Source organism: Streptomyces sp. NPDC005374 (assembly GCF_042872225.1).
GTDB lineage: Bacteria > Actinomycetota > Actinomycetes > Streptomycetales > Streptomycetaceae > Streptomyces.
Genome location: NZ_JBIAKA010000001.1, coordinates 517,842 through 538,439, shown reverse-complemented (window position 1 = coordinate 538,439; position 20,598 = coordinate 517,842). Strand labels below are relative to the sequence as shown.

Here is a 20,598-nt window from a genome sequence, read left to right as displayed (position 1 = left end):
CGTCAAGCCGGATTAAAAGCCCAGTCGTTCCCGGCGTACCGAATACACGACGAAGCCTGCACCCAGAGTGAGGAACAGGGTGCCGCCGACCAGGTACGGCGTGGTGTCGGGGCTGCCGGTGTCGGCGAGCTGTGTGCCGTCCCCGGTCGTCTCCGCGCTCGTGGTCGTGGCCCGCGCCTGTGCCGTGGCCTGCGGGGACGGCTCTGTTCTCGCCGGGCTGTCCTGGGACGCGTTGGCGGACGGGACGAACCAAAGGGCACCCAGAAGGGTCCCCGCGGCGGTGGCGGTCAGCAACGGACGGCGAACGGATGACACGGAATATCGATCCCCTTGTGGCGCTGGCGAATTGGCCGTGTGGAGCGATGTTAGTGAAAGGCGCGGGTCACGGGAAAGTCACGGGAGCGATGGGCCTTACTCTCCGGGCATGAGCACTGAAGAGACATCACGTTTTGTACGGCTTCGGGTGGAACTCGTCGTCGAGGTCGACGACCAGGAGGCCGTGACGCGGGCCGCGCTCGCGCGGATCGCGGACGATCCGGAGATGCCGGACGACGAGCGGGCGCACGCCGAGGGTGCTGTGACAGAAGACACTGCGGAGGCCCTCGCCTATCTCGTGGACCCGTTCGACCTGGTCGGGGAGGTGCCGGGGGTCGAACTCGCCCAGGCCTCCTGGAGCAGTGAGCAGATCGACTACGACCCGGATTCGCCGGAGTGGGACCTCGACGAGGATGATGTCCAGGAGGACGAGGAAGAAGAGGCCGTCGGCTGAGCACGCCTGGGAAAGAGTGACCCCGGGTGGCAACCGCCGTCCGGGGTTTCGTCGTCTCAGGGGTCGCACGCACCGACAGACGCACCCTCCGCCTCAGCTGGAGTGGTGTGCCCCACACCTTCTCAAAAGGTGGAACGGGACGAACCGGTCGTAGCGTTTAGGTTTTATTGACGGGGACTCTCGGGGTTTCGGGGATTCGGCAACGATGGAGAAGCGTGTGATGACGGTCAGTAAGCGGCGCAGGGGCCTCACGGTCGCGTCCGCTCTGCTCGGCGGGGTGCTGGTGCTCTCGGCCTGTTCCAGTGGCGACGACTCCTCGTCGAAGGGCAGCGGCGGCGACACCTCGCAGGCCAGGGCCGACGAGGCGGCGGCCAAGAAGAGCTCCGAGGCCGAGATCAAGATCACACCCAAGGACGGCACGGACAACGCCTCCATCAACAACTCCGCCGCCGTCACCGTGAGCAAGGGCACGCTCACCGACGTGGCGATGACGACCACCGACGGCACGAAGGTCGCCGGCCAGCTGTCCGCCGACAAGACGAGCTGGAAGCCCGACGCGCAGCTGGAGCGATCCACGAGCTACAAGGTCGCCGCCGAGGCCAAGGACTCAGCCGGGCTCGTCGCCCACGAGAACGCCTCGTTCACCACGGTCTCCCCGTCCAACAGCTTCATAGGCAACTTCACGCCGGAGGACGGCTCGACCGTCGGTGTGGGCATGCCGGTGTCGATCAACTTCGACAAGGCGATCACCAACAAGGCGGCCGTCCAGAAGGGCATCACCGTCTCCTCCAGCAGTGGTCAGGAGGTCGTCGGTCACTGGTTCAACCCGAACCGCATCGACTTCCGTCCCGACGACTACTGGAAGGAGAACTCCACCGTCACGCTGAAGCTCGCGCTCGACGGTGTCGAGGGTGCCGACGGCGTCTACGGCGTCCAGCAGAAGACGGTCACGTTCAAGATCGGCCGCAACCAGGTCTCGTACGTCGACGCGAAGACCAAGCAGATGAAGATCACGCACAACGGTGCGACGATCAAGACCATCCCGATCTCGGCCGGTTCGCCCGAGAACAAGACGTACGAAGGCGTCATGGTGATGTCCGAGAAGTTCAAGGAGACGCGCATGAACGGCGCGACCGTGGGCTTCACCGACGACGACGGCAAGGGCGAGTACGACATCAAGGACGTGCCGCACGCCATCCGCCTCACCAACTCCGGCACCTTCGTGCATGGCAACTACTGGGGCGCCAAGTCCGTCTTCGGCAGCGTGAACACCAGCCACGGCTGTGTGGGCCTGTCCGACACCAAGGGCGCCAACGACACCGGCACGGCGGGTTACTGGTTCTACACCAACTCGATCGTCGGTGACGTGGTGGTCGTCAAGAACACCGGCGACAAGACGGTGGCCCCGGACAACGGCCTCAACGGCTGGAACCTGAACTGGGCCGACTGGAAGGCGGGTTCGGCGGTCTGACGGCCGGCGAACGTCAGGAAGGCGGCTGCCCCGGTGGGCGGCCGCCTTCCGCGTTTCCTCGTCGCGCCGCGGTGTTCAGCCGGCCGAGACCCGCAGCTTGTAGTCCACCGAGGTGGCGAAGGATCCGGATGATCCCCTGATGCTCAGTGTGTGACGGCCAGGTGTCAGCGGTTCCAGCTGTACCCAGAGGCCGCAGGAATGGGTTCGGAAGTGCCCCTCGCCCCGGATGAGCGGATTGCCGTCCACAGCGCTGATCCGCACGGCCGTCGCTTCGTGCCGTTCGGGTTCCAGAGCTTTGCCGTCGAGCTCGGCGCTCCCCTTCGCCGAGGCCATGAACTCGGTGCAGTCGCCCGTTTCGCCGAAGAGGTTCACCAGGGGGAAGGCAACGGGGACCGCCGCCGGCACCGTGCACGAGCGCTTCACGGCCCCGCCGAAAGTGCCGGCCAGGAACCAGATGCCGCTTGCCTGGCCCTGAGCGCACAGGTGGCCGTCCTGATCCGAGACGGGGTTCGACTCACTCACGCTCGAAGCCGCCCAGGTCCACCAGCGGCCCTGCAGATCGGCGGCGCTCAGCTTGGCTCGCGTGCTGGGGGAACCTGCCACGGGCCGTGCAGACGTGGCCTGCGCCTCGGCCGGGGAGCCACTTGCGTCCGCGGAGCCACTTGCGTCCGTAGAGGGAGCGGCAGGCGCAGCGGGCGGGGCAGACGTGGTGGAGCACGCGCTGAGCAGTACCGATGCGCCGATCAGTAAGGCTATGGATCTTCCGATATGCATGGGCGAAGAGTACGAGAGCGCCTATGTGACGGGAATGGGGCGGCGGTAGGTGCGCTCGCGCCATTGCCTCGCCTGCGGATCCCAGGTGAAGGCGACACGGTATCCGTCCGCGCGTACCGTCGCGGCGATCCAGTGGCCGTCGTGGTCCCAGCTGATCGTCGCGGCCGTACCGGGGCGCCGATCGGACTCGCTGACAGGTGCGTCCGCGGCGCACAGCTCCGGAAGCTGAGCGAGCGCCTCGGGTTCGACGGTCACCTTCATCTCGACCAGCCAGCCGTCCTCGGTGCGCAGGTTGATGAGATCCACGACGGCGGCGGGATCGTCGAGGCTCGCCCGCGCCTGTCGGTGAATGAACCGGTGCATGATCTCGCGCGTCCCGGAGCCCATCCCCTTGGCCAGCGCGTTCCCGAAGTAGGTGGAGATCGCCTGCAGGAACGGCGTTGCCGTCATCGTCGCGACGACGAGCAGGATGTCCGACAACTCGGCGACGGAGGAGGCGGGTTCGTTGTCGGGAAGGTCCGGTGGTTCGTGGGTGCGTTCGCTGTTCATGATCCCCTGCTTGGTCGCCGGACGGCCCTGAACAGTCTGGGTGATCGCCGGGTGTTCAGCCAGTCCACCGCGACCTCGGCCTGACAGGTTCGTCCGGGGTCCTTCCCAACTCGCGGACAGGCTTCTCATGCAGCTCTTATCCGGGCCTTAGTGAGTCATCACGCGCCGTACCTAGCTTGCGGCCATGTTCTTCACCTACCTGAGGCGCGAACTGCGCCGCCGCAGAAAGGCGGCCCTGGTCGTCGCCTCCGGGCTCGCGCTCGGGATCGCGCTGGTCATCGTGGTCAGCTCCGTGTCGTCCGGCATGGGCAAGGCCCAGGACAAGGTCCTCCAGTCGCTGTACGGGCTCGGGACGGACATGACGGTCACCAAGGCCGCCGCCGCACCCAGCGCCGACAGCACCGGGCGCCCGCGCTTCCGGTTCGACGCGCAGGACAACGGCTCCGACTCCGAGCAGAGCACCGACCGGGTGCTGGTCCAGGGGTTCCAGACCCTGTCCACCGCCACGGTCACCAAGGTCGACCAGCAGACCGGCGTCTCGGACGCGGTCGGCGGGCTGAGCCTCCAGGTCATCAAGGTGAGCGGGCAGTTCACCCGCGGTCAGTTCCAGCAGAACCAGAACGGCGGGACCGGGCGGCGCGGCGGTGAGAACGGCGGCGGCACCGGCCAGCCGCAGGGTGAAGTTCGGGGCGGCGGCGCCAACTTCGACGTCAACAACTACTCCGTCTACGGCACCGACGTCACCAAGCCGGCGCTCGGCCCGCTGACCTCGTCCAAGATCACCAGTGGTCGTACCTTCAAGTCGACGGAGACCGACGCCAAGGTCGCCGTCCTCGACTCGGCGTACGCCAAGGAGAAGAAGCTCAAGGTCGGTTCCACCCTCACCGTCAAGAGCGTCAAGTTCACGGTGATCGGGGTCGCCACCGCGGACAGCGGGGACGCCGCCGCCAACGTGTACATCCCGCTCACGCAGGCGCAGACCCTCGGCGACTCGAAGAACAAGGTCACCACGATCTACGTCAAGGCGACCGACTCCCAGAAGATCGGTGCCGTCAAGTCGACGATCCAGAAGAACATCTCGGGTACGACCGTCACGACCTCGGGGGACCTCGCGGACACCGTCTCCGGCTCCCTCTCCACCGCCTCCTCGCTCGCCACCAACGTCGGCAAGTGGCTGTCCATCGCCGTGCTCATCGCCGCCTTCCTGGTCGCCGGGCTGCTGACCTCGTCCGCGGTGTCGCGCCGGGTGCGGGAGTTCGGCACGCTCAAGGCGCTGGGGTGGAAGTCGGGCCGGGTCACCCGGCAGGTCGTCGGTGAGGCGATGGTGAACGGGCTGCTCGGTGGTGCGCTGGGGATCGGGCTCGGCCTTGCCGGCGCGTACGTCGTGACGGCCATCAGCCCCACGCTGCAGGCGCAGTTGGGCGGTGGCGGTGGCGGTAACGCCGGGGGCGGTGGCGGCTTCGGCGGTCCCGGCCGACGCGTGGCCGCCAAGACGATGGACGTGGCGCTCACCGCTCCGGTCAGTCTTACGACGGTTGCGATCGCGGTCGGGCTGGCTGTGGCCGGTGGTCTCATCGCCGGGGCCTTCGGCGGCTGGCGTGCGTCACGGTTGCGGCCGGCGGATGCGCTGCGGCGCGTCGAGTAGCGGGCCTTTGCTGTGGCACCGGTGCGCCTATGGATGTGCCTCGCCTTGTGGGCTTGCGGGTGCGGGCCGGTGGGGGCCGGTCGCGCAGTTCCCCGCGCCCCTGGGTGGGTGCGGCCGGGGCGTGCCTTGTCTGCACTGGGGCGTGCCTTGTCTGCACCCGCTCAGGAGCGCCGTGGCTGGTCGCGCAGTTCCCCGCGCCCCTAGGTGGGTGCGGTTGGGGCATGCCTTGTCTGGACCCACCCAGGGGCGCGGGGAACTGCGCGACCCGCCCCCACCGGCCCGCAGCCGACAACGACTCTCGTACCACCCCGAACCCCACCACCCCAGGAGCTCACCATGTACGAACTCAGAAGTGTTACCAAGCGCTACACCCGCGGCAAGGACACCGTCGACGCGCTCGCCGGTGTCGACCTGACCATCGCCGACGGGGACCGTCTCGTCATCCAGGGCCCCACCGGCGGCGGCAAGTCCACGCTCCTGCAGATGCTCGGCGGACTGGACAGGCCCACGGAGGGCGAGGTCGTGCTCGACGGCATCGATCTGGCCAGGCTGTCGGAGGCCAAGCTCACCAAGGTCCGCAGCGAGAACATCGGCTTCGTCTTCCAGAGCTTCAACCTGATCCCGACGCTCAACGCGCAGGAGAACGTCGAGACCGCCCTCGTACCCCTCGGTGTGAAGGTGAAGGAGCGGCGGCAGCGGGCGGCCGAGGCCCTCACGTCCGTCGGGCTCGGGGAACGGCTCTCGCACCTGCCGTCCGAGATGTCCGGAGGACAGCAGCAACGCGTCGCCATCGCCCGTGCCCTCGTCAAGCAGCCGAAGGTGCTCCTCGCCGACGAACCCACCGGCAACCTCGACGAGTCGATGCGCGACGAGATCATGGACGTACTCGAACGCATGTGGAAGGAGCTGGGGTTGACCTTCATCATGGTCACCCACGACTCGGCCATCGCGAAGAAGGCACCGCGCGTCGCCACGATCCGCAAGGGCCGGATCACGGTGAAGGAGAACGCGGCCACCTGAGGCTCAACTTCCGTCTTTGTCAAGGGGGTTCGTGAACCCGACAGTCGTGTAACAGAGCTTGCTGTCAGCGGTCTGTGTATTGAGGTAGCTGATCACCCCCCGGCATACTGCGGATTCCGGGGGGCGCACGTTCATTTGTGCGAGACCTCCCCCGGCCGGGTGAACGGGGAATTCACCCGGTTCTTCTGCAAGGGGGAATCTTGCGCAGACAGGTGAAAAAGGCATGCGCGGCCACGATCGCCACGGCGGCCGCGGTGGCGCTGGCGGCGGGCATGACCAGCCCGGCGTCGGCGGACGCGCAGCAGACGGCGAGCGCGCGGACCAATACGGCGCCGACGAACAAGGCGCTGACGAACAAGGCGCAGTTCACGCCCAAGCACAGCATCGTTCTGATCACCGGTGACCGCGTCACCGTCGACGCCAAGGGCCGGGTCGTCGGCCTGGAGCGTGCGAAGGGCCGCGAACACATACCCGTGCAGATCCGCAAGGCCGCCGGTCACACGCTCGTGATACCCGCGGACGCGGCCCGGCTGGTGGCCGGCGGCAAGCTCGACGAGCGGCTGTTCGACATCACCGAGCTCAACAAGTCCGCCACCCGCAGGTCCCAGGCCAAGGGACTGAAGGTCATCGTCGGCTACCAGGGCGCCGCCACGGCGGCCAAGGCCGACGTCCGGGACGCGGGCACCCTGCGGCGGAGCCTCACGACGCTCAACGCGGACGCCGTGCAGACGCCGCAGAAGGAGACGCCCGAGCTCTGGGACGCCGTCACCAACGGCGACAGGACCGCCTCCGGTATCGCCCATGTCTGGCTCGACGGTGTCCGCAAGGCCAGCCTCGACAAGTCCGTGCCGCAGATCGGCGCCCCCACGGCATGGGCGGCCGGCTACGACGGCAAGGGCGTCAAGATCGCCGTACTGGACACCGGTGTCGACGCGACCCACCCGGACCTCAAGAGCCAGGTGATCGAGTCCAAGAACTTCTCCACCGCGGCCGACGCCACCGACAAGTTCGGTCACGGCACGCACGTCGCGTCCATCGCGGCGGGGACGGGTGCCAAGTCGGGCGGGAAGTACAAGGGCGTCGCGCCCGGCGCCAGGATCCTCAACGGCAAGGTCCTCGACGACACCGGCTCCGGTGACGACTCCGGCATCCTCGCCGGCATGGAGTGGGCGGCCGCGCAGGGCGCCGACGTCGTCAACCTGAGCCTCGGCGGCCAGGACACCCCGGCGATCGACCCGTTGGAGGCGGAGGTCAACAAGCTCTCCGCCGAGAAGGGCATCCTCTTCGCCATCGCCGCGGGCAACTCCGGCCCGGAGTCCGTCGGTTCGCCGGGCAGCGCGGACTCCGCGCTCACCGTCGGCGCCGTCGACGACAAGGACCTGCTGGCCGACTTCTCCAGCACCGGCCCGCGCACCGGCGACGGTGCCATCAAGCCGGACGTCACCGCGCCCGGTGTCGACATCACGGCCGCCGCGGCCAAGGGCAGCCTCATCGACCAGGAGGTCGGCGAGAAGCCGCCGGGCTACCTGACCATCTCGGGTACGTCGATGGCGACCCCGCATGTCGCGGGCGCCGCGGCCATCCTCAAGCAGGAACACCCGGACTGGGGCTACGCCGAGCTGAAGGGCGCCCTCACGGGCTCCACGAAGGGCGGCAAGTACACCCCGTTCCAGCAGGGTTCGGGCCGTATCCAGGTCGACAAGGCCATCAAGCAGACCGTGATCGCCGACCCGGTGTCGGTGAGCTTCGAAACCCAGGCGTGGCCGCACACCGACGACAAGCCGGCCACCGAGCCGCTGACCTACCGCAACCTCGGCACCAAGGACGTCACGCTGAAGCTGACGTCGACGGCCACCAACCCGAAGGGGCAGGCCGCCCCGGCCGGCTTCTTCAAGCTGGCCGCGACCACCGTGACGGTCCCGGCGCACGGCAGGGCCTCCGTCGACGTCACCGTCAACACCAAGCTGGGCGGCACGCTCGACGGCGCCTACTCGGCGTACGTGACCGCGACGGGCGGCGGCCAGACCGTCCGCACGGCGGCCGCGGTGCAGCGCGAGGTCGAGTCCTACGACGTCACGCTGAACGTCCTCGACCGTGACGGCAAGCCGGCCAAGACCTACAGCGCGGACCTGGCCGGCATCTCCGGTCTCGCCGACGGCAGGTGGTTCAACCCGTACGACGAGGACGGCTCCGTAACCGTCCGGGTGCCCAAGGGCGGCTACATCCTCAACTCCGCGAACTTCGTGGACCCCGATGACACCACCAAGGGCACCGACTGGCTGGTCCAGCCGAAGCTGAACGTCACGAAGAACACGACGATCACGCTGGACTCGCGCAAGGCCAAGCCGGTGGACATCACCGTGCCGGACGCGGCCGCGAAGTCGGAGTTCGCCTCGCCGGGCTTCTCGGTTCAGACCGCCGAGGGCGGGTACGGCTTCGGTTGGTTCCTCGACACGTACGCCGGCTTCCGTACCGCGCACGTCGGCCCGCAGGTCACCGACGGCTCGCTGAGCCAGCAGTTCGACGGCCACTGGAGCAAGGGCGGCACCGAGCAGTACGACACCGTGGCCGGCGGCCCGGTCAAGCAGTTCGCCACCGGTTACACCAAGCACTACAAGGCGAGCGAGCTGGCAGCGGTGAAGGTCGGCATGGGCGCGGCCGCGAGCGGCAAGAAGGGCTCGGTCAGCGCCGTGGGCTGGCTGCCCGGCGCCTTCGGCGCCTCCGCCATCAGCATCCTGCAGACCCTGCCCGGCAGCCGCACCCTGCACCTGTCCACCCCCAGCGGGGTCAAGTGGGAGCTGGACTTCGAGCAGGACAACGGCGTCGACCCGGACGGCTTCCCGATCGCGGAGGCGTACTACACCCTCGGTGGAGCGCAGTCCTACCAGGGCGGGAAGTCCTACTCGAAGACCGTCAACACGGCCGTCTTCGGGCCGCACCTCAACGCCGACTTCGGTCTGTACCGCGACGGCAACGAGATCTTCGGCTTCGTCCCGCTGTTCTCGGACGGCAAGGGCCACGCCGGCTCCTCGGTGTTCACCTCGGTCAACACCACGCTGTACAAGAACGGCGTCAAGGTCGGCTCGAACGACGACCCGCTGTTCGGCGAGAAGACGTTCAAGGTTCCGGCCGGCCAGGCCTCGTACAAGCTGACGACCTCGGTCAAGCGCAGCGTCAAGGTCGCGGCGGCCTCCACCCGGATCGACGCCAGCTGGACGTTCTCGTCCAAGAAGCCGGCCGACCTCACCAAGCTGCCCGCCTCCATGGTCCGCTTCAACGCGGCCACGGGTCTGGACAGCAGGGTCGAGGCAGGCAAGACGGTCAAGATCCCGTTGACCGTCGAGGGTTCCGCCAAGGGCTCCAACCTGAAGTCCCTCGCGGTGTACGTGTCGTACGACTACGGCCAGACCTGGAAGAAGGTCACGGTCTCGGGCGGCAAGATCACCGTGAAGAACCCGGCGAAGGGGAAGGCCATCTCCTTCCACGCCAAGATCGCCGACAAGAAGGGCAACAAGTCGACGATCTCGATCTACAACGCGTACTACGGGAAGTGAGCCGTCGCACGCGGTAGTTGGGGGACCCGCCGGAAGCGCTGCTTCCGGCGGGTCCTTCCGTATCCCCACCAGCCGTCCGGGACCACCGTGGGTGAGCCCACAGCGAACGGAGGGCCGAAGGGGCAGCCTCCGGTGGGGCGTCCGTGTTTGTGTGAAGCCATGACCACAGAGACCGTCGAGTACGTCCGCTACCGCCTCCCGGAAGACCGCTCGGCGGAGTTCCTGTCCGCCTACACCCACGCCTCCGCCCAGCTGGCCGCGGCCCCGCAGTGCGTCGACTACGAACTGGCCCGCTGCGAGGACGACTTCGAGCACTACGTCCTGCGCATCACGTGGACCTCCACCGAGGACCACGTGGAGGGCTTCCGTAAGTCGGAGCTGTTCGAGGACTTCCTCGCCGAGATCCGGCCGTACGTCGAGAACATCGAGGAGATGCGCCACTACAAGCCCACGACGGTCCGGGGCCGGGGCGCCGCCGTCCCCACCCTGTTCGCGTGGGCGGGCGGCGCGGAGGCCTTCGGCCGGCTCACCACGGTGTTCTACGAGAAGGTCCTTGCCGACGACCTCCTGGCCCCGGTGTTCGCGGGCCTGGCCCCCGAGCACGCCGAACACGTCGCCCTCTGGCTCGCCGAGGTCTTCGGCGGCCCGTCCGCCTACTCCGAGACGCAGGGCGGCCACGGCCACATGGTCGCCAAGCACATGGGCCGCGGCATCACGGAGCCGCAGCGCCGCCGCTGGGTGAACCTCATCCAGGACGCCGCCGACGAGGCGGGCCTGCCCACCGACGCGGAGTTCCGCTCGGCGTTCCTCGCCTACGTGGAGTGGGGCACCAGGCTCGCCGTCCACTTCTCGGCCCCGGACGCGAAGCCCCCGGCCGAGCAGCCCGTACCGCGGTGGAACTGGGGGGCGGTGCTGCCGTACCAGGGCTGAGACGGGTCAGGACTGCGCGGGTCAGGAATGGGCGGACTTGCCCGCCCGGGTCGCGTCCGCGCCCCAGCTCGCCAGCAGACGGAGCGCCTCCGCCGAGGGGGAGCCCGGTTCCGCGTGGTAGGTGATCAGGGCCTGCTCGGTGCCGTCGGACACGGGGAACGACTCGAAGTTCAGGATCAGTTCCCCGACCAGGGGATGCCGCAGGCGCTTGACGCCGTGGTTCTTCTCCTTGACGTCGTGCGTGGCCCACAGCCGCCGGAACTCGTCGCTCTTGACGGAGAGTTCACCGACGAGCGCCGACAGGCGGGGGTCCTCGGGATGGCAGCCCGCGTCCATGCGCAGATACGCGACGATGTCGGTGGCCTTCTGCTCCCACGGCTGGAACAGCTCCTGGTACTCCGGCCGCAGGAACACCAGCCGCGCCCAGTTCCGCTCCTGCGCCGGCAGCTCCGACCAGTCGCCGAAGACCGCCGCCGCCATCCGGTTCCAGGCGAGGATGTCGGAGCGCCGCCCCGAGACGTACGCCGGGACCTCGATCGAGTCCAGCAGCTGCCGCAGCGCACCCCGCACCTGTTCGGTCCGCGCGGCCGGCTTCTTCTTGTGCTGCTTCGGCTTCGCGAGGTGCATGAGATGCGCGTACTCCGCGTCCGACAGCTGCAGGGCGCGGGCGATCGCGTCCAGGACCTCCGCCGACACGTTGCGCCCGTTGCCCTGCTCCAGGCGCGTGTAGTACGCCACCGAGACGCCCGCCAGCTGCGCCAGCTCCTCGCGCCGCAGCCCCGGCACCCTGCGGTGCCGCCCGAAGTCCGGCAGCCCCACGTCCTCCGGCTTCAGCCGGGCCCGCCGGGTGCGCAGAAACTCGCTGAGCTCGGCACGCCGGTCCAGTGAGCCGCCGGGGTGCTTCTCGGCCATGTCGTCCATACGTCGAGTATTCACCGTCGTACGCCCAGCAGCCTGTCCCCGCCAGTGGTAGGACCGTCGGACGTACGCAAAGCCGTGGCCTGGGTGATTTCCGGCCGATGGGGCAGGCTGGTAGTCGTGCCCGGACAGATGGACAGACAGAAGGCAGCCGGGCACGCACCCCCTCGCTAGGAGAACCCCCGGCATGACCACTGTCGCCGCGTACGCAGCTCCCGCCTCCAAGGCCCCCCTGGAGCGCACCACCATCGAGCGCCGTGCGGTCCGCGAGCACGATGTGCTGATCGACATCAAGTTCGCGGGCATCTGCCACTCCGACATCCACCAGGCCCGTGAGGGCTGGGGAGAGGCCATCTTCCCGATGGTCCCGGGCCACGAGATCGCGGGCATCGTCTCCGAGGTCGGCCCCGGTGTCACCAAGTACCAGGTCGGCGACCGCGTGGGCGTCGGCTGCATGGTCGACTCCTGCCAGGAGTGCGACAACTGCAAGGCCGGCCTGGAGCAGCACTGCACCAACGGCAACGTCGGCACGTACAACTCCGTCGGCAAGGACGGCGAGCCCACCTACGGCGGCTACTCCGAGAAGGTCGTCGTCGACGAGAACTTCGTCGTCCGCATCCCCGAGGGCCTGGCCCTCGACGAGGCCGCCCCGCTCCTGTGCGCCGGCATCACCACGTACTCCCCGCTCAAGCGCTGGGGCGCGGGCCCCGGCAAGAAGGTCGCCGTGATCGGCCTGGGCGGTCTCGGCCACATGGGCGTCAAGATCGCGCACGCGCTCGGCGCCGAGGTCACCGTCCTGTCGCAGTCCCTGCGCAAGAAGGACGACGGCCTGAAGCTGGGCGCCGACCACTACTACGCGACCAGCGACGAGGCCACCTTCAAGGAGCTGGCCGGCAGCTTCGACCTCATCCTCTCCACGGTGTCGGCACCGCTGGACTTCGGCGCCTACCTGAGCCTGCTCAAGGCGAACGGCGCCCTGGTGAACGTCGGCGCCCCCGAGGAGCCGGTCGCGCTGAACCTCTTCTCCCTCATCGGCGGCAGCAAGACCCTCGCCGGTTCGGCGATCGGCGGCATCCCCGAGACCCAGGAGATGCTGGACTTCTGCGCCGCGCACGGCATCGGCGCCGAGATCGAGCTGATCGCCGCGTCGGAGATCAACGAGGCGTACGAGCGGGTCGTCAACAGCGACGTGCGGTACCGGTTCGTGATCGACACGGCGACGATCTGACGGTTCTCGCGTGCAGGAAGGGCCCCGGTCTCGCACCGGGGCCCTTCAGCGTACGGCCGTCCGCTATCCCAGCAGCCACAGCAGATACGGCCCCCCGACCAGCGAGGTCAGCGCCCCGACCGGGATCTCCAGCGGGGGCAGCAGCGTCCGCGCCGCGAGATCGGCGGCGACCAGGACGACCGCACCCGCCAGCGCCGAGCACAGCAGCGGCAGCTGGGGCGTACGGGTCAGTCGCCGGGCCGGCTGAGGCGAGGTGAGGGCGACGAACCCGATCGGCCCGGCGGCCCCGGTCGCGGTGGCGGCGAGCACGACCCCGAGCACGGTCAGCCCGAGTCGCGCCCGGTCCACCCGTACCCCCAGCGCGGCGGCGGTGTCCGGATCGAGCCCGAGCGGCCGCACGACCCTGCTCGCCCACCCGAGCGCGGGCAGACACAGCAGGAGTACGACCCCGAGGGGCCCGGCCTGCTCCCACCCGCCAGGGCGACCCCGACGCCGACGAGCACGAACCGGCCCGCCTGCATGCCCCGGCGCCAGGCGAGCACGTAGATAAGGCAAGCCTTACCTTAAGCGTTCGCGGAGTAGGGTCTGGACGAGGAGGTCACGATGACCGTTCAGCTGAACCACACCATCGTCACCGCACACGACAAACACGCCTCGGCCCGCTTCCTGGCCGACATCCTGGGCCTGCGGGTGAGCCCGCAGTACGGCCCCTTCGTCCCGGTCGAGATCCCCAACGGCGTCACCCTGGACTACCTGGACACGCCCGAGGACATCACGCCCCAGCACTACGCGTTCCTCGTCTCGGAGGACGAGTTCGACACGATCTTCGCCCGTATCGAGGGGGCGGGCCTGACGTACTGGGCCGACCCGTTCCACCGCCGCCCCGGCGAGATCAACCGCAACGACGGGGGCCGTGGCACCTACTTCGACGACCCGAACGGGCATCGCCTGGAGATCCTCACGAGGCCGTACGGGAGCGGGGGGTGACGCATGTGCCCACCTGTTGAGTTCCTACCGGGTGCCGTTGTGGGCGAACGTCCACACCGCGTGGCTGCCGGGGCCGACGGTGAGGGTCGAGTGGCCGATCTGCTCCACGTGCCGGTCCTTCACGGGCCGGTTGAGGGACATGTCGACCCGCTGCATCCCCGCCTGTTCCCGCGGGACGACGTCGAACCGGATCGTGGTGCCGCCGCCCGACGCGACGACGCCACCGCCCGCCACGGCCTTGACGGTGAACCCACCGGCCCGCAGCAGCGGCACGGTGTCGGCCAGATCGCCCGAGGTGACCGCGAGACGCACCGAGGTCACGTCACGCATCAGATGGGTGCGGTAGTCGTCGGAAAGAACGCGCTCCCTGCCGACGTCACCGGGATAACCGGCGGGCTCGGTGTTGCTGCGGGGATCGGCGAAGTACTCCGGCCGGTACTCCATCGCCCAGGCTCCGAAGGCGTCGTACTCGGTGGCGGTGAGGATTGCGTCGAACCACGGCACGGGCACGCCGTCACCGAAGTCCCGGGTCTGCAGGAACTCGATGGGATCAACGACCCCGTCGTTCTTCAGCCGCTCGGTGACCGTCGCCAGGTCCCCGTCCCGCTCGGTCGACAGACCCAGTCCGGCGGAACCGAGGGTGCCGTCCTGGCCGCCGACGTCACCGACCCCGAACAGTTCCAGATAGGTCTCGCGGCCCATCAGATAGCGGCCGGTCCAGGTCTGCCCGCCGGTACCGGTCGTGGTGCGGACCAGGAAGTTGGCGAAGTCCCTCAGGTAGTCGGAGTGCTCGATGGCGTCGGCGGTCTCCCGGTCGAAAACCCCGTAGGAATGGTTGTAGAACAGCAACTGCCGGTCGGCCGAGGACCGGCTCCCTTCGGCCTGTGCCGTCCCCACGGCACCCCCGAGCGCTCCGACGAGGGCCACAGCGAGCACGACGATCATCCGAGATATCCGTGATATCCGCTGAATCAGCATGCGGGCGATCGTAGGTCGGCAAGGCCCCGGCCGCGGTCCCTTCTCATCCAGGTCGAAATGCTTGACACACGGCGTTCGAGGGGATGCCGCACCGTACGCCGTCGCACTCCCTGGACTCGGGGGTATCCGGTGCGGAATCGTCAGGAACCCTCGCGCGTTGACGGGGGTGGGCACGGGATGCCGGCGGTGTGCGAGCCGACCGGCCCGAGTGACCGAGCTGACAGATATGGGAGGACCTCAATGGCTGCGCAGACGCAGAGGGCCGTGCTGGCGGGCGGATGCTTCTGGGGGATGGAGGAGCTGATCCGCGCACTTCCGGGAGTGACGGCGACCCGGGTGGGATACACCGGGGGTGACGTCCCGAACGCGACGTACCGCAACCACGGCACGCACGCGGAGGCCATCGAGATCCTTTTCGACCCGGCGAAGACCGACTTCCGCGCCCTCCTGGAGTTCTTCTTCCAGATCCACGACCCGAGCACCAAGAACCGCCAGGGCAACGACATCGGCCTCAGCTACCGCTCGGCGATCTACTACGTGGACGACGAGCAGAAGAAGACCGCCGAGGACACGATCGCGGATGTGGACGCCTCGGGCCTGTGGCCGGGCAAGGTCGTCACCGAGGTGGAGCCCGTCGGCCCCTTCTGGGAGGCCGAGCCGGAGCACCAGGACTACCTGCAGCACTACCCGAACGGCTACACCTGCCACTTCCCGCGCCCGGGATGGCGGCTGCCCGCCCGCGCCCAGGACTGACCGAGGAGACGGCACGACGGCACGGGGCGGGGCGGGCGGAGCCGGCGGGTGCCGTCCCCCTGACGGAAAGGGTGACCCGGTCACTGCCCGCCGCGTAGCCGGAGCAGGTACGCGGCGGTCAGCGCGACGGCACGGTCCTCGTCGTGCGACAGCTCCATGAGCGCATGGGACGCCGTGCGCCCCGGGATGTCCGCCAGCGCCTGGGTCAGCCGTACGCGGATGCGGGCCTCGGTGGCGTCGTGGGCGAGGCGGCCGACGAGCCCGGTGGCGATCCGATCCGCTGTCGAGGTCGGCGAGGTCGGCGCGGGGTTCGAGGCCGTCGCGGTGTCGCTCGCCAGGATGCTCAGGGCGTCCGCCGCGGCGGTGTCGTTCCCGCCCTCCACGATCATGTCGATGAGCGCCGGGACGGCGTCGGCCACTCCACGCGCCCCGAGTGCCGGCGCGGCATGACCGCGGACCATGGCATCGGGGTCGGCGAGAGCGCGATGCAGCAGCGCGGTGGACCCGTCACCGGGGATCTCCGCGAGGGACTCGACGGCACGTCGCCGCACCGCCGCCACCGGTGATCCGAGCCCCTGCGCCAGCAGTGCCGTACCGCTGTCGCCCGATCGCGCCAGCGCCCACCGCAGCGCTCCCGCGACATTCGGATCTGTCTCCCTGAGTACCGCCTCGACCAGGGCCTCCACCGGCACCGGAACCTCGTCCACCGAGGAGAGGGCCGCGCGCTGCCGGGCGGCGGCGCTCGTCGACCCCAGCGCCTTGAGGAACGCGACGGCCTGGAGGACGTCCTCCCAGCCGGCGGGTTCCGCGGCATCGATCCGGCGGAGCCGCGTGAGCAACTCGGTCTCCGCCGCGATGCGTTCGCGTGTCTGACGGATGAGGTCGTGGACGAGTGCCGGGGGCGTGAAGCCGGGGTCGTCGAGGGCGCGTCGGATCTCACGCAGTGACAGCCCCAGCGACTTCAGGCTCTCGATGTGGAAGATCCGGCGGATGTCCTCGCCGTCGTACTCCCGGTAGCCGGAACCCGTACGGCTCGAAGGCCGCATCAGGCCGAGGGACTCGTAGTGCCTGAGCATGCGGGCACTGACTCCGGACCGTCGAGCCACCTCACCGATTAACACGCCTTATCGCCCCTCCTGTTCGTGGCTGTGGCTGCCGAGGGCCACGACACGCTTCGCCTCCTCGATCGCGGACTCGAACCCGGCGTCCGGATCGTGCAGCAGCCGTTCCGTGGCGAGGGCGTGCGTGCGCACGGGCAGGTCGGGAGCCATCGTCGCGGCACGCAGCGCCGGCAGCACGGCCTCACCCAGCGCGACCAGCGCCCGGCTGAGACTCAACTGCGTCTCCCGCCCCCCGCGCCCGAGCTGCGAGGCCAGTGCCGTGGCCAGCCCGGGCTCCTCGCCCTCCGGCACGAGCGCGACCGCGGCCCGCCAGGCGCTACGGGCCACCTCGTCGTCGGCGTCGCACAGGAGCGCCCGTGTGATCGCCGGCCACGCCTGCCGGTCCCCGATCTTGGACAGCGTGTGCAACGCCTGGCTCCGCGCCCGCGCCCGCTCCGAGCGGACCTCGCGGAGCAGCTCGGGGAGCGTCACGGACACCGGGTGACGGGTGAGCGCCCAGGTCAGCATCTCGCGGACGAAGAACTCCGGCTCGGTCGCGCATCGTTCGACGAGCTTGTCGACGTAGCGCGGATCCGGCGTCGTACCGGCCGCCAGAGCCGCCCGCAGCCGCACGGAGGAACGGTCGTCCTCCAGGCCCTGAAGTGCTCGTGCCGCATCCGTGTCCCGGTTCGTGGTCGACATGGGAACCACCTCCTCGACAGCAGTGAAGGCCTTGTCACCGTGTCAAGGTCAAAGGGGTCAGAGGTGGATCGCCGGGTTTACGCGGGCGAGTCCGACTCGCCGGTACCGTTACCGGGACCGGTCCTGGGACCCTGATCCGGTGACGGTTCGCTGAGCTGCTCGCGCACGTAGTTCCAGATCACCGCGATCAGCGCGGCGACCGGCACCGCGAGCAGACTGCCCACGATGCCGGCCAGGTTGCCGCCCAACGTCACCGCCAGCAGGACCACCGCCGCGTGGAGGCCGAGCCCCCGGCTCTGGATCATGGGCTGGAACACGTTGCCCTCGAGCTGCTGCACCACGACGATGATGGCCAGCACGATCAGCGCGTCCGTCAGGCCGTTGGAGACCAGGGCGATGAGAACCGCGACGAAACCCGCGAACAGGGCGCCGATGATCGGCACGAACGCGGAGACGAAGGTCAGCACCGCCAGCGGGAGCACCAGCGGCACCCCCAGCACCCACAGGCCCAGGCCGATCAGGACCGCGTCGAGCATGCCGACGGCCGCCTGGGAACGCACGAACGCGCTCAGGGTGTCCCAGCCCCGCGCGGCCACGGTCGGGACGTCGGTGGCGAGCCGGCCGGGCAGCTGACGGGCGAGCCAGGGCAGGAACTTCGGGCCGTCCTTGAGGAAGAAGAACATCAGGAAGAGTGCCAGGACGGCCGTGACCAAGCCGTTCACCACGGTGCTGACGCCGGTGACGGCAACGCCGACCATGCTGCCGAGGCCGTCCTGCGCGCGGGCGACCGCGCTGTCGAAGGCCTTGTCGATCTGGGCGTCACCGATGTTCAACGGCGGCCCGGCGGCCCACTCGCGCAACTTGTGGATCCCCTCGACGACACCGTCGGTCAGATCGCCGGACTGGGACGCCACCGGTACCGCGATCAGGGCCACGACGCCCAGGGCGACCAGGAGGAACAGCACGGTCACGGCCGACGCGGCGAGGGCGGGCTTCCATCCGCGCCGACGCAGGAAACGGGTCGGCGGCCAGGTCAGTGTGGTCAGCAGCAGACCGACCACGAGCGGCCAGAGGACCGACCACATCCGGCCCAGGACCCACAGAGTCACCGCGAGCATCAGGAGTATGAGCAGCGACTCCGCGGAGACACGCGCCGACGTACGGAGCGCGGCGCGGACTCTGGTGGAACTCAGGGTGGCAGTCACCCATGCACCCTATGGGCACCCGGGCCACACGAGCCTTGCCGAGTCACAACGGCCCCATTGTCGTCGCGGCGCCGCCCGCCCGGGATCGTTGCGCGGAGGCGGATGTACGCCGCGAACGCAACTGGACAGACACTGCCCGGCTTTCCCACCCCAGCCGCAGCGGTACGTCATCCACAGGAACGACGGCTTGATCCCTGTCAAGCAGCGTTCACAAAGCCTTTGTTGGCGGAGCTACTGATTCGGCAATGGCGACTAAAAGGTTGGCCACGGCCAATGGTTGATCTCAGTGGCCGACGGATCGGAGCATTTCCTACCTTCTGCTGCGCATCACGTTTCGTCCACACCATCATGAGGAACCATGAGTCGCTCGTGGCCTCAGGAGTGGAGGCTCGCCGTGAGCAAAAGACCAAAGACGATCACTGTCCTGTCGTGGGGCATCCCGCTCGCAGCGCTCTTTCTGCCTGCGGTGTTGCTGCGCGGCCAACTCCTGGGCGCGGGTGATTCGTCACGGCTCGCCGCCGTCCTCACATACGTCGGTGTACTCGTCACCGCATCGGTGTCGCTGATCGGCTACAGAATCAACCTCCAGACGGAACGACGACTGGGGAACGAACAAGATGAGCAGCAACAGCAGTTACGGCTCGACGCAGCGATGCGTGCCGGGCAACTCATCTCCCCCCGTGATTCCGGGCCCGCGCACCCAGCGGCAATGGCCTCGGGGCTCCTGGCTCTCACAAGGCTTGATCAGGCGGAACTCGCGGTGGTTCTCCTTGTCGATCTGTGGTCCTGCGACGCGGATGGGAGCCAACCTGAGCCTCCGAGTGGAGGCGAAAGGTCGCCCAGGGTCTCGCACGAAACAGCCATCCTTGTGATCGACGCGGCCCTGAGATCCGCGTGCCCCAGCGCACGACTTGTCGCCGCAGAACTGCTCTGCCGAAATGCGACCAGACTCGACACCTGCCACTCCCTGCACTGGCCCCGTGTGGTGGACGGCTGCTGGGATCCAACGTTCAGCCCGAAAACGAAACTACTGATCGTCGAAGCCTTGGTGAGAATGACCATGTCTGGTTCAGCCGAGGAAGGAGCTCTGCGCTCGGTGGCAGTGCGCCTTTACGCGATCTGGGACGGGGATCCCAGCCCAGAGGTCAAAGGGTGCATCGGCAAGTTCATCGGAAAGATCATTGAGCGATTGAACGACTTCGGCGTCAAGCAATTCGTGCATGGGCCGAAGATAGAGATGGTGACCATCGAGAACCTGCGAGCAGCTGCGGGAACCGCAGCCGACAATCCCGACGATTACCTGGCCAAGCTCTCGAACGAGCTGGGGAACGATCTGGGCGAGTGGGCGGCCTCGTGCCAGGCACAGCTGGCCAGACCTGGAGCGCTGGCCACAGCCGCAGCCTTGACTCCGTGACACGCACGGCCTGGACTGTCCGATGGGCTGCGTGGAGTGGACCACTGACGAAGTGGTGTGCACTTACGAACGGCTGGCTGTCGGCGCTGCCCGGGGCTCCGAAACGCACTATGCGCTTGATGGCCCACGTCAGGACTCGCTCACCGACCTGTTGCGTCCCTGTTCTCCTGGGCTTCAAGAAGTTCGTCACCGTGCTCGATCGCCCAGCGTCCAAGCGCCTTCATGGGGCCCTCGACCAGGCTCTGCCCCAAGCCGGTCAGGGCGTAGTCGACGCGTGGCGGCGCCTGCGCATGGACGTGGCGCCCGATCAGTCCGCCCGCGAGCAGACGGTGCAAGGAGTCGGTCAGAACCTTGTCGCTGATCCCGCCGATCGCGGCGCGCAACTCGCGGCGTCGGTGCGGTCCCAAGCGAAGTGCCGCCAGCACAACGGGATCCCAGGTATGGGCGAAGAGATCGGTGGCCGCACGCAAACGGCAGTCGGCGACCAACTCATAGCAGTGGGTGTCGTCATCAGTCATCTCACCGTCCATCATCGCGCGCCGGTTACGCACTGATCGGTGCGTAACGCCTTCCCTACTGTGACCAACCAAGCGACCACCAT

The 20,598-nt window shown here is 68.6% G+C and carries 18 protein-coding genes and 3 pseudogenes; 10 read left to right on the top strand and 11 right to left on the bottom strand.

The features are described from left to right. Nucleotides 1-12 precede the first annotated feature (12 nt). Nucleotides 13-294, bottom strand: a complete 282-nt coding sequence (locus tag ACFYRX_RS02565) for a hypothetical protein (protein ID WP_389096898.1) — start codon at nucleotides 292-294, stop codon at nucleotides 13-15. Nucleotides 295-424: 130 nt separating this feature from the next. Here ACFYRX_RS02565 and ACFYRX_RS02560 point away from each other — a divergent pair, with 130 nt between their 5' ends. Then, nucleotides 425-769, top strand: a complete 345-nt coding sequence (locus tag ACFYRX_RS02560; protein ID WP_389095916.1) for a hypothetical protein — start codon at nucleotides 425-427, stop codon at nucleotides 767-769. A 205-nt stretch (nucleotides 770-974) separates the two neighbouring features. After that, nucleotides 975-2,240, top strand: coding sequence for an Ig-like domain-containing protein (locus tag ACFYRX_RS02555; protein WP_389095914.1), 1,266 nt, complete (start codon nucleotides 975-977; stop codon nucleotides 2,238-2,240). A gap of 75 nt (nucleotides 2,241-2,315) precedes the next feature. Here ACFYRX_RS02555 and ACFYRX_RS02550 read toward each other — a convergent pair whose 3' ends face one another. Continuing rightward, complete coding sequence (locus ACFYRX_RS02550) at nucleotides 2,316-2,843, bottom strand: signal protein (protein WP_389095912.1); 528 nt, start codon at nucleotides 2,841-2,843, stop codon at nucleotides 2,316-2,318. A 192-nt stretch (nucleotides 2,844-3,035) separates the two neighbouring features. After that, nucleotides 3,036-3,563 carry a hypothetical protein gene (locus tag ACFYRX_RS02545; RefSeq protein WP_389095910.1) on the bottom strand — a complete coding sequence of 176 codons (528 nt, stop codon included), beginning with the start codon at nucleotides 3,561-3,563 and terminating at the stop codon, nucleotides 3,036-3,038. Between the two features lie 184 nt (nucleotides 3,564-3,747). Between ACFYRX_RS02545 and ACFYRX_RS02540 the strand changes: the two genes are divergently transcribed. The 4 genes from ACFYRX_RS02540 (at nucleotide 3,748) to ACFYRX_RS02525 (ending at nucleotide 10,712) form a co-directional block, all read left to right on the top strand. Continuing rightward, nucleotides 3,748-5,208, top strand: coding sequence for an ABC transporter permease (locus ACFYRX_RS02540; RefSeq protein ID WP_389095908.1), 1,461 nt, complete (start codon nucleotides 3,748-3,750; stop codon nucleotides 5,206-5,208). A gap of 336 nt (nucleotides 5,209-5,544) precedes the next feature. After that, complete coding sequence (locus ACFYRX_RS02535) at nucleotides 5,545-6,228, top strand: ABC transporter ATP-binding protein (RefSeq protein ID WP_389095906.1); 684 nt, start codon at nucleotides 5,545-5,547, stop codon at nucleotides 6,226-6,228. A gap of 212 nt (nucleotides 6,229-6,440) precedes the next feature. After that, nucleotides 6,441-9,782 carry a S8 family serine peptidase gene (locus ACFYRX_RS02530; RefSeq protein ID WP_389096896.1) on the top strand — a complete coding sequence of 1,114 codons (3,342 nt, stop codon included), beginning with the start codon at nucleotides 6,441-6,443 and terminating at the stop codon, nucleotides 9,780-9,782. Between the two features lie 159 nt (nucleotides 9,783-9,941). Further along, nucleotides 9,942-10,712 (top strand): group II truncated hemoglobin, encoded by a 771-nt coding sequence (locus ACFYRX_RS02525; protein WP_389095904.1) that lies wholly within the window; start codon nucleotides 9,942-9,944, stop codon nucleotides 10,710-10,712. Nucleotides 10,713-10,733: 21 nt separating this feature from the next. Here ACFYRX_RS02525 and ACFYRX_RS02520 read toward each other — a convergent pair whose 3' ends face one another. Continuing rightward, entirely contained in the window at nucleotides 10,734-11,633 is a 900-nt protein-coding gene (locus ACFYRX_RS02520; RefSeq protein WP_389095902.1) for a helix-turn-helix domain-containing protein, read from the bottom strand. 184 nt (nucleotides 11,634-11,817) lie between these two features. Between ACFYRX_RS02520 and ACFYRX_RS02515 the strand changes: the two genes are divergently transcribed. After that, nucleotides 11,818-12,858 carry an NAD(P)-dependent alcohol dehydrogenase gene (locus ACFYRX_RS02515; RefSeq protein ID WP_389095900.1) on the top strand — a complete coding sequence of 347 codons (1,041 nt, stop codon included), beginning with the start codon at nucleotides 11,818-11,820 and terminating at the stop codon, nucleotides 12,856-12,858. Between the two features lie 63 nt (nucleotides 12,859-12,921). On the opposite strand, the pseudogene ACFYRX_RS02510 reads toward ACFYRX_RS02515, so the two are convergent. Then, nucleotides 12,922-13,415 (bottom strand): annotated as a pseudogene (locus ACFYRX_RS02510) (iron chelate uptake ABC transporter family permease subunit); the annotation flags it as partial. Nucleotides 13,416-13,461: 46 nt separating this feature from the next. Here ACFYRX_RS02510 and ACFYRX_RS02505 point away from each other — a divergent pair. Continuing rightward, the gene (locus ACFYRX_RS02505; protein ID WP_389095898.1) at nucleotides 13,462-13,845 is read left to right on the top strand and encodes a VOC family protein; all 384 of its coding nucleotides are present in this window, start codon (nucleotides 13,462-13,464) and stop codon (nucleotides 13,843-13,845) included. Nucleotides 13,846-13,869: 24 nt separating this feature from the next. On the opposite strand, the gene ACFYRX_RS02500 is transcribed toward ACFYRX_RS02505, so the two are convergent. Next, complete coding sequence (locus ACFYRX_RS02500) at nucleotides 13,870-14,790, bottom strand: DUF5829 family protein (RefSeq protein WP_389096894.1); 921 nt, start codon at nucleotides 14,788-14,790, stop codon at nucleotides 13,870-13,872. A gap of 273 nt (nucleotides 14,791-15,063) precedes the next feature. Between ACFYRX_RS02500 and msrA the strand changes: the two genes are divergently transcribed. Next, nucleotides 15,064-15,576, top strand: a complete 513-nt coding sequence (gene msrA, locus ACFYRX_RS02495) for a peptide-methionine (S)-S-oxide reductase MsrA (protein ID WP_389095896.1) — start codon at nucleotides 15,064-15,066, stop codon at nucleotides 15,574-15,576. Between the two features lie 80 nt (nucleotides 15,577-15,656). Here msrA and ACFYRX_RS02490 read toward each other — a convergent pair whose 3' ends face one another. The 4 genes and pseudogenes from ACFYRX_RS02490 to ACFYRX_RS02475 all read right to left on the bottom strand — a co-directional run. Beyond that, nucleotides 15,657-16,697: a MerR family transcriptional regulator gene (locus tag ACFYRX_RS02490; RefSeq protein WP_389095894.1), complete on the bottom strand. Its 1,041-nt coding sequence runs from the start codon at nucleotides 16,695-16,697 to the stop codon at nucleotides 15,657-15,659. A 3-nt stretch (nucleotides 16,698-16,700) separates the two neighbouring features. After that, nucleotides 16,701-17,416 (bottom strand): annotated as a pseudogene (locus tag ACFYRX_RS02485) (HEAT repeat domain-containing protein). 39 nt (nucleotides 17,417-17,455) lie between these two features. Beyond that, on the bottom strand, nucleotides 17,456-18,583 hold the full coding sequence (locus tag ACFYRX_RS02480; protein WP_389095892.1) for an AI-2E family transporter: 1,128 nt from the start codon (nucleotides 18,581-18,583) through the stop codon (nucleotides 17,456-17,458). Nucleotides 18,584-18,637: 54 nt separating this feature from the next. Then, nucleotides 18,638-18,784, bottom strand: a pseudogene (locus ACFYRX_RS02475) (DUF4291 family protein); the annotation flags it as partial. A 193-nt stretch (nucleotides 18,785-18,977) separates the two neighbouring features. On the opposite strand from ACFYRX_RS02475, the gene ACFYRX_RS02470 reads away from it, so the two are divergent. Next, nucleotides 18,978-19,997: a hypothetical protein gene (locus tag ACFYRX_RS02470; RefSeq protein WP_389095891.1), complete on the top strand. Its 1,020-nt coding sequence runs from the start codon at nucleotides 18,978-18,980 to the stop codon at nucleotides 19,995-19,997. A 140-nt stretch (nucleotides 19,998-20,137) separates the two neighbouring features. Here the strand turns inward: ACFYRX_RS02470 and ACFYRX_RS02465 are convergent, their stop codons facing one another. Then, complete coding sequence (locus tag ACFYRX_RS02465) at nucleotides 20,138-20,515, bottom strand: winged helix-turn-helix transcriptional regulator (RefSeq protein ID WP_389095889.1); 378 nt, start codon at nucleotides 20,513-20,515, stop codon at nucleotides 20,138-20,140. Nucleotides 20,516-20,598 lie beyond the last annotated feature (83 nt).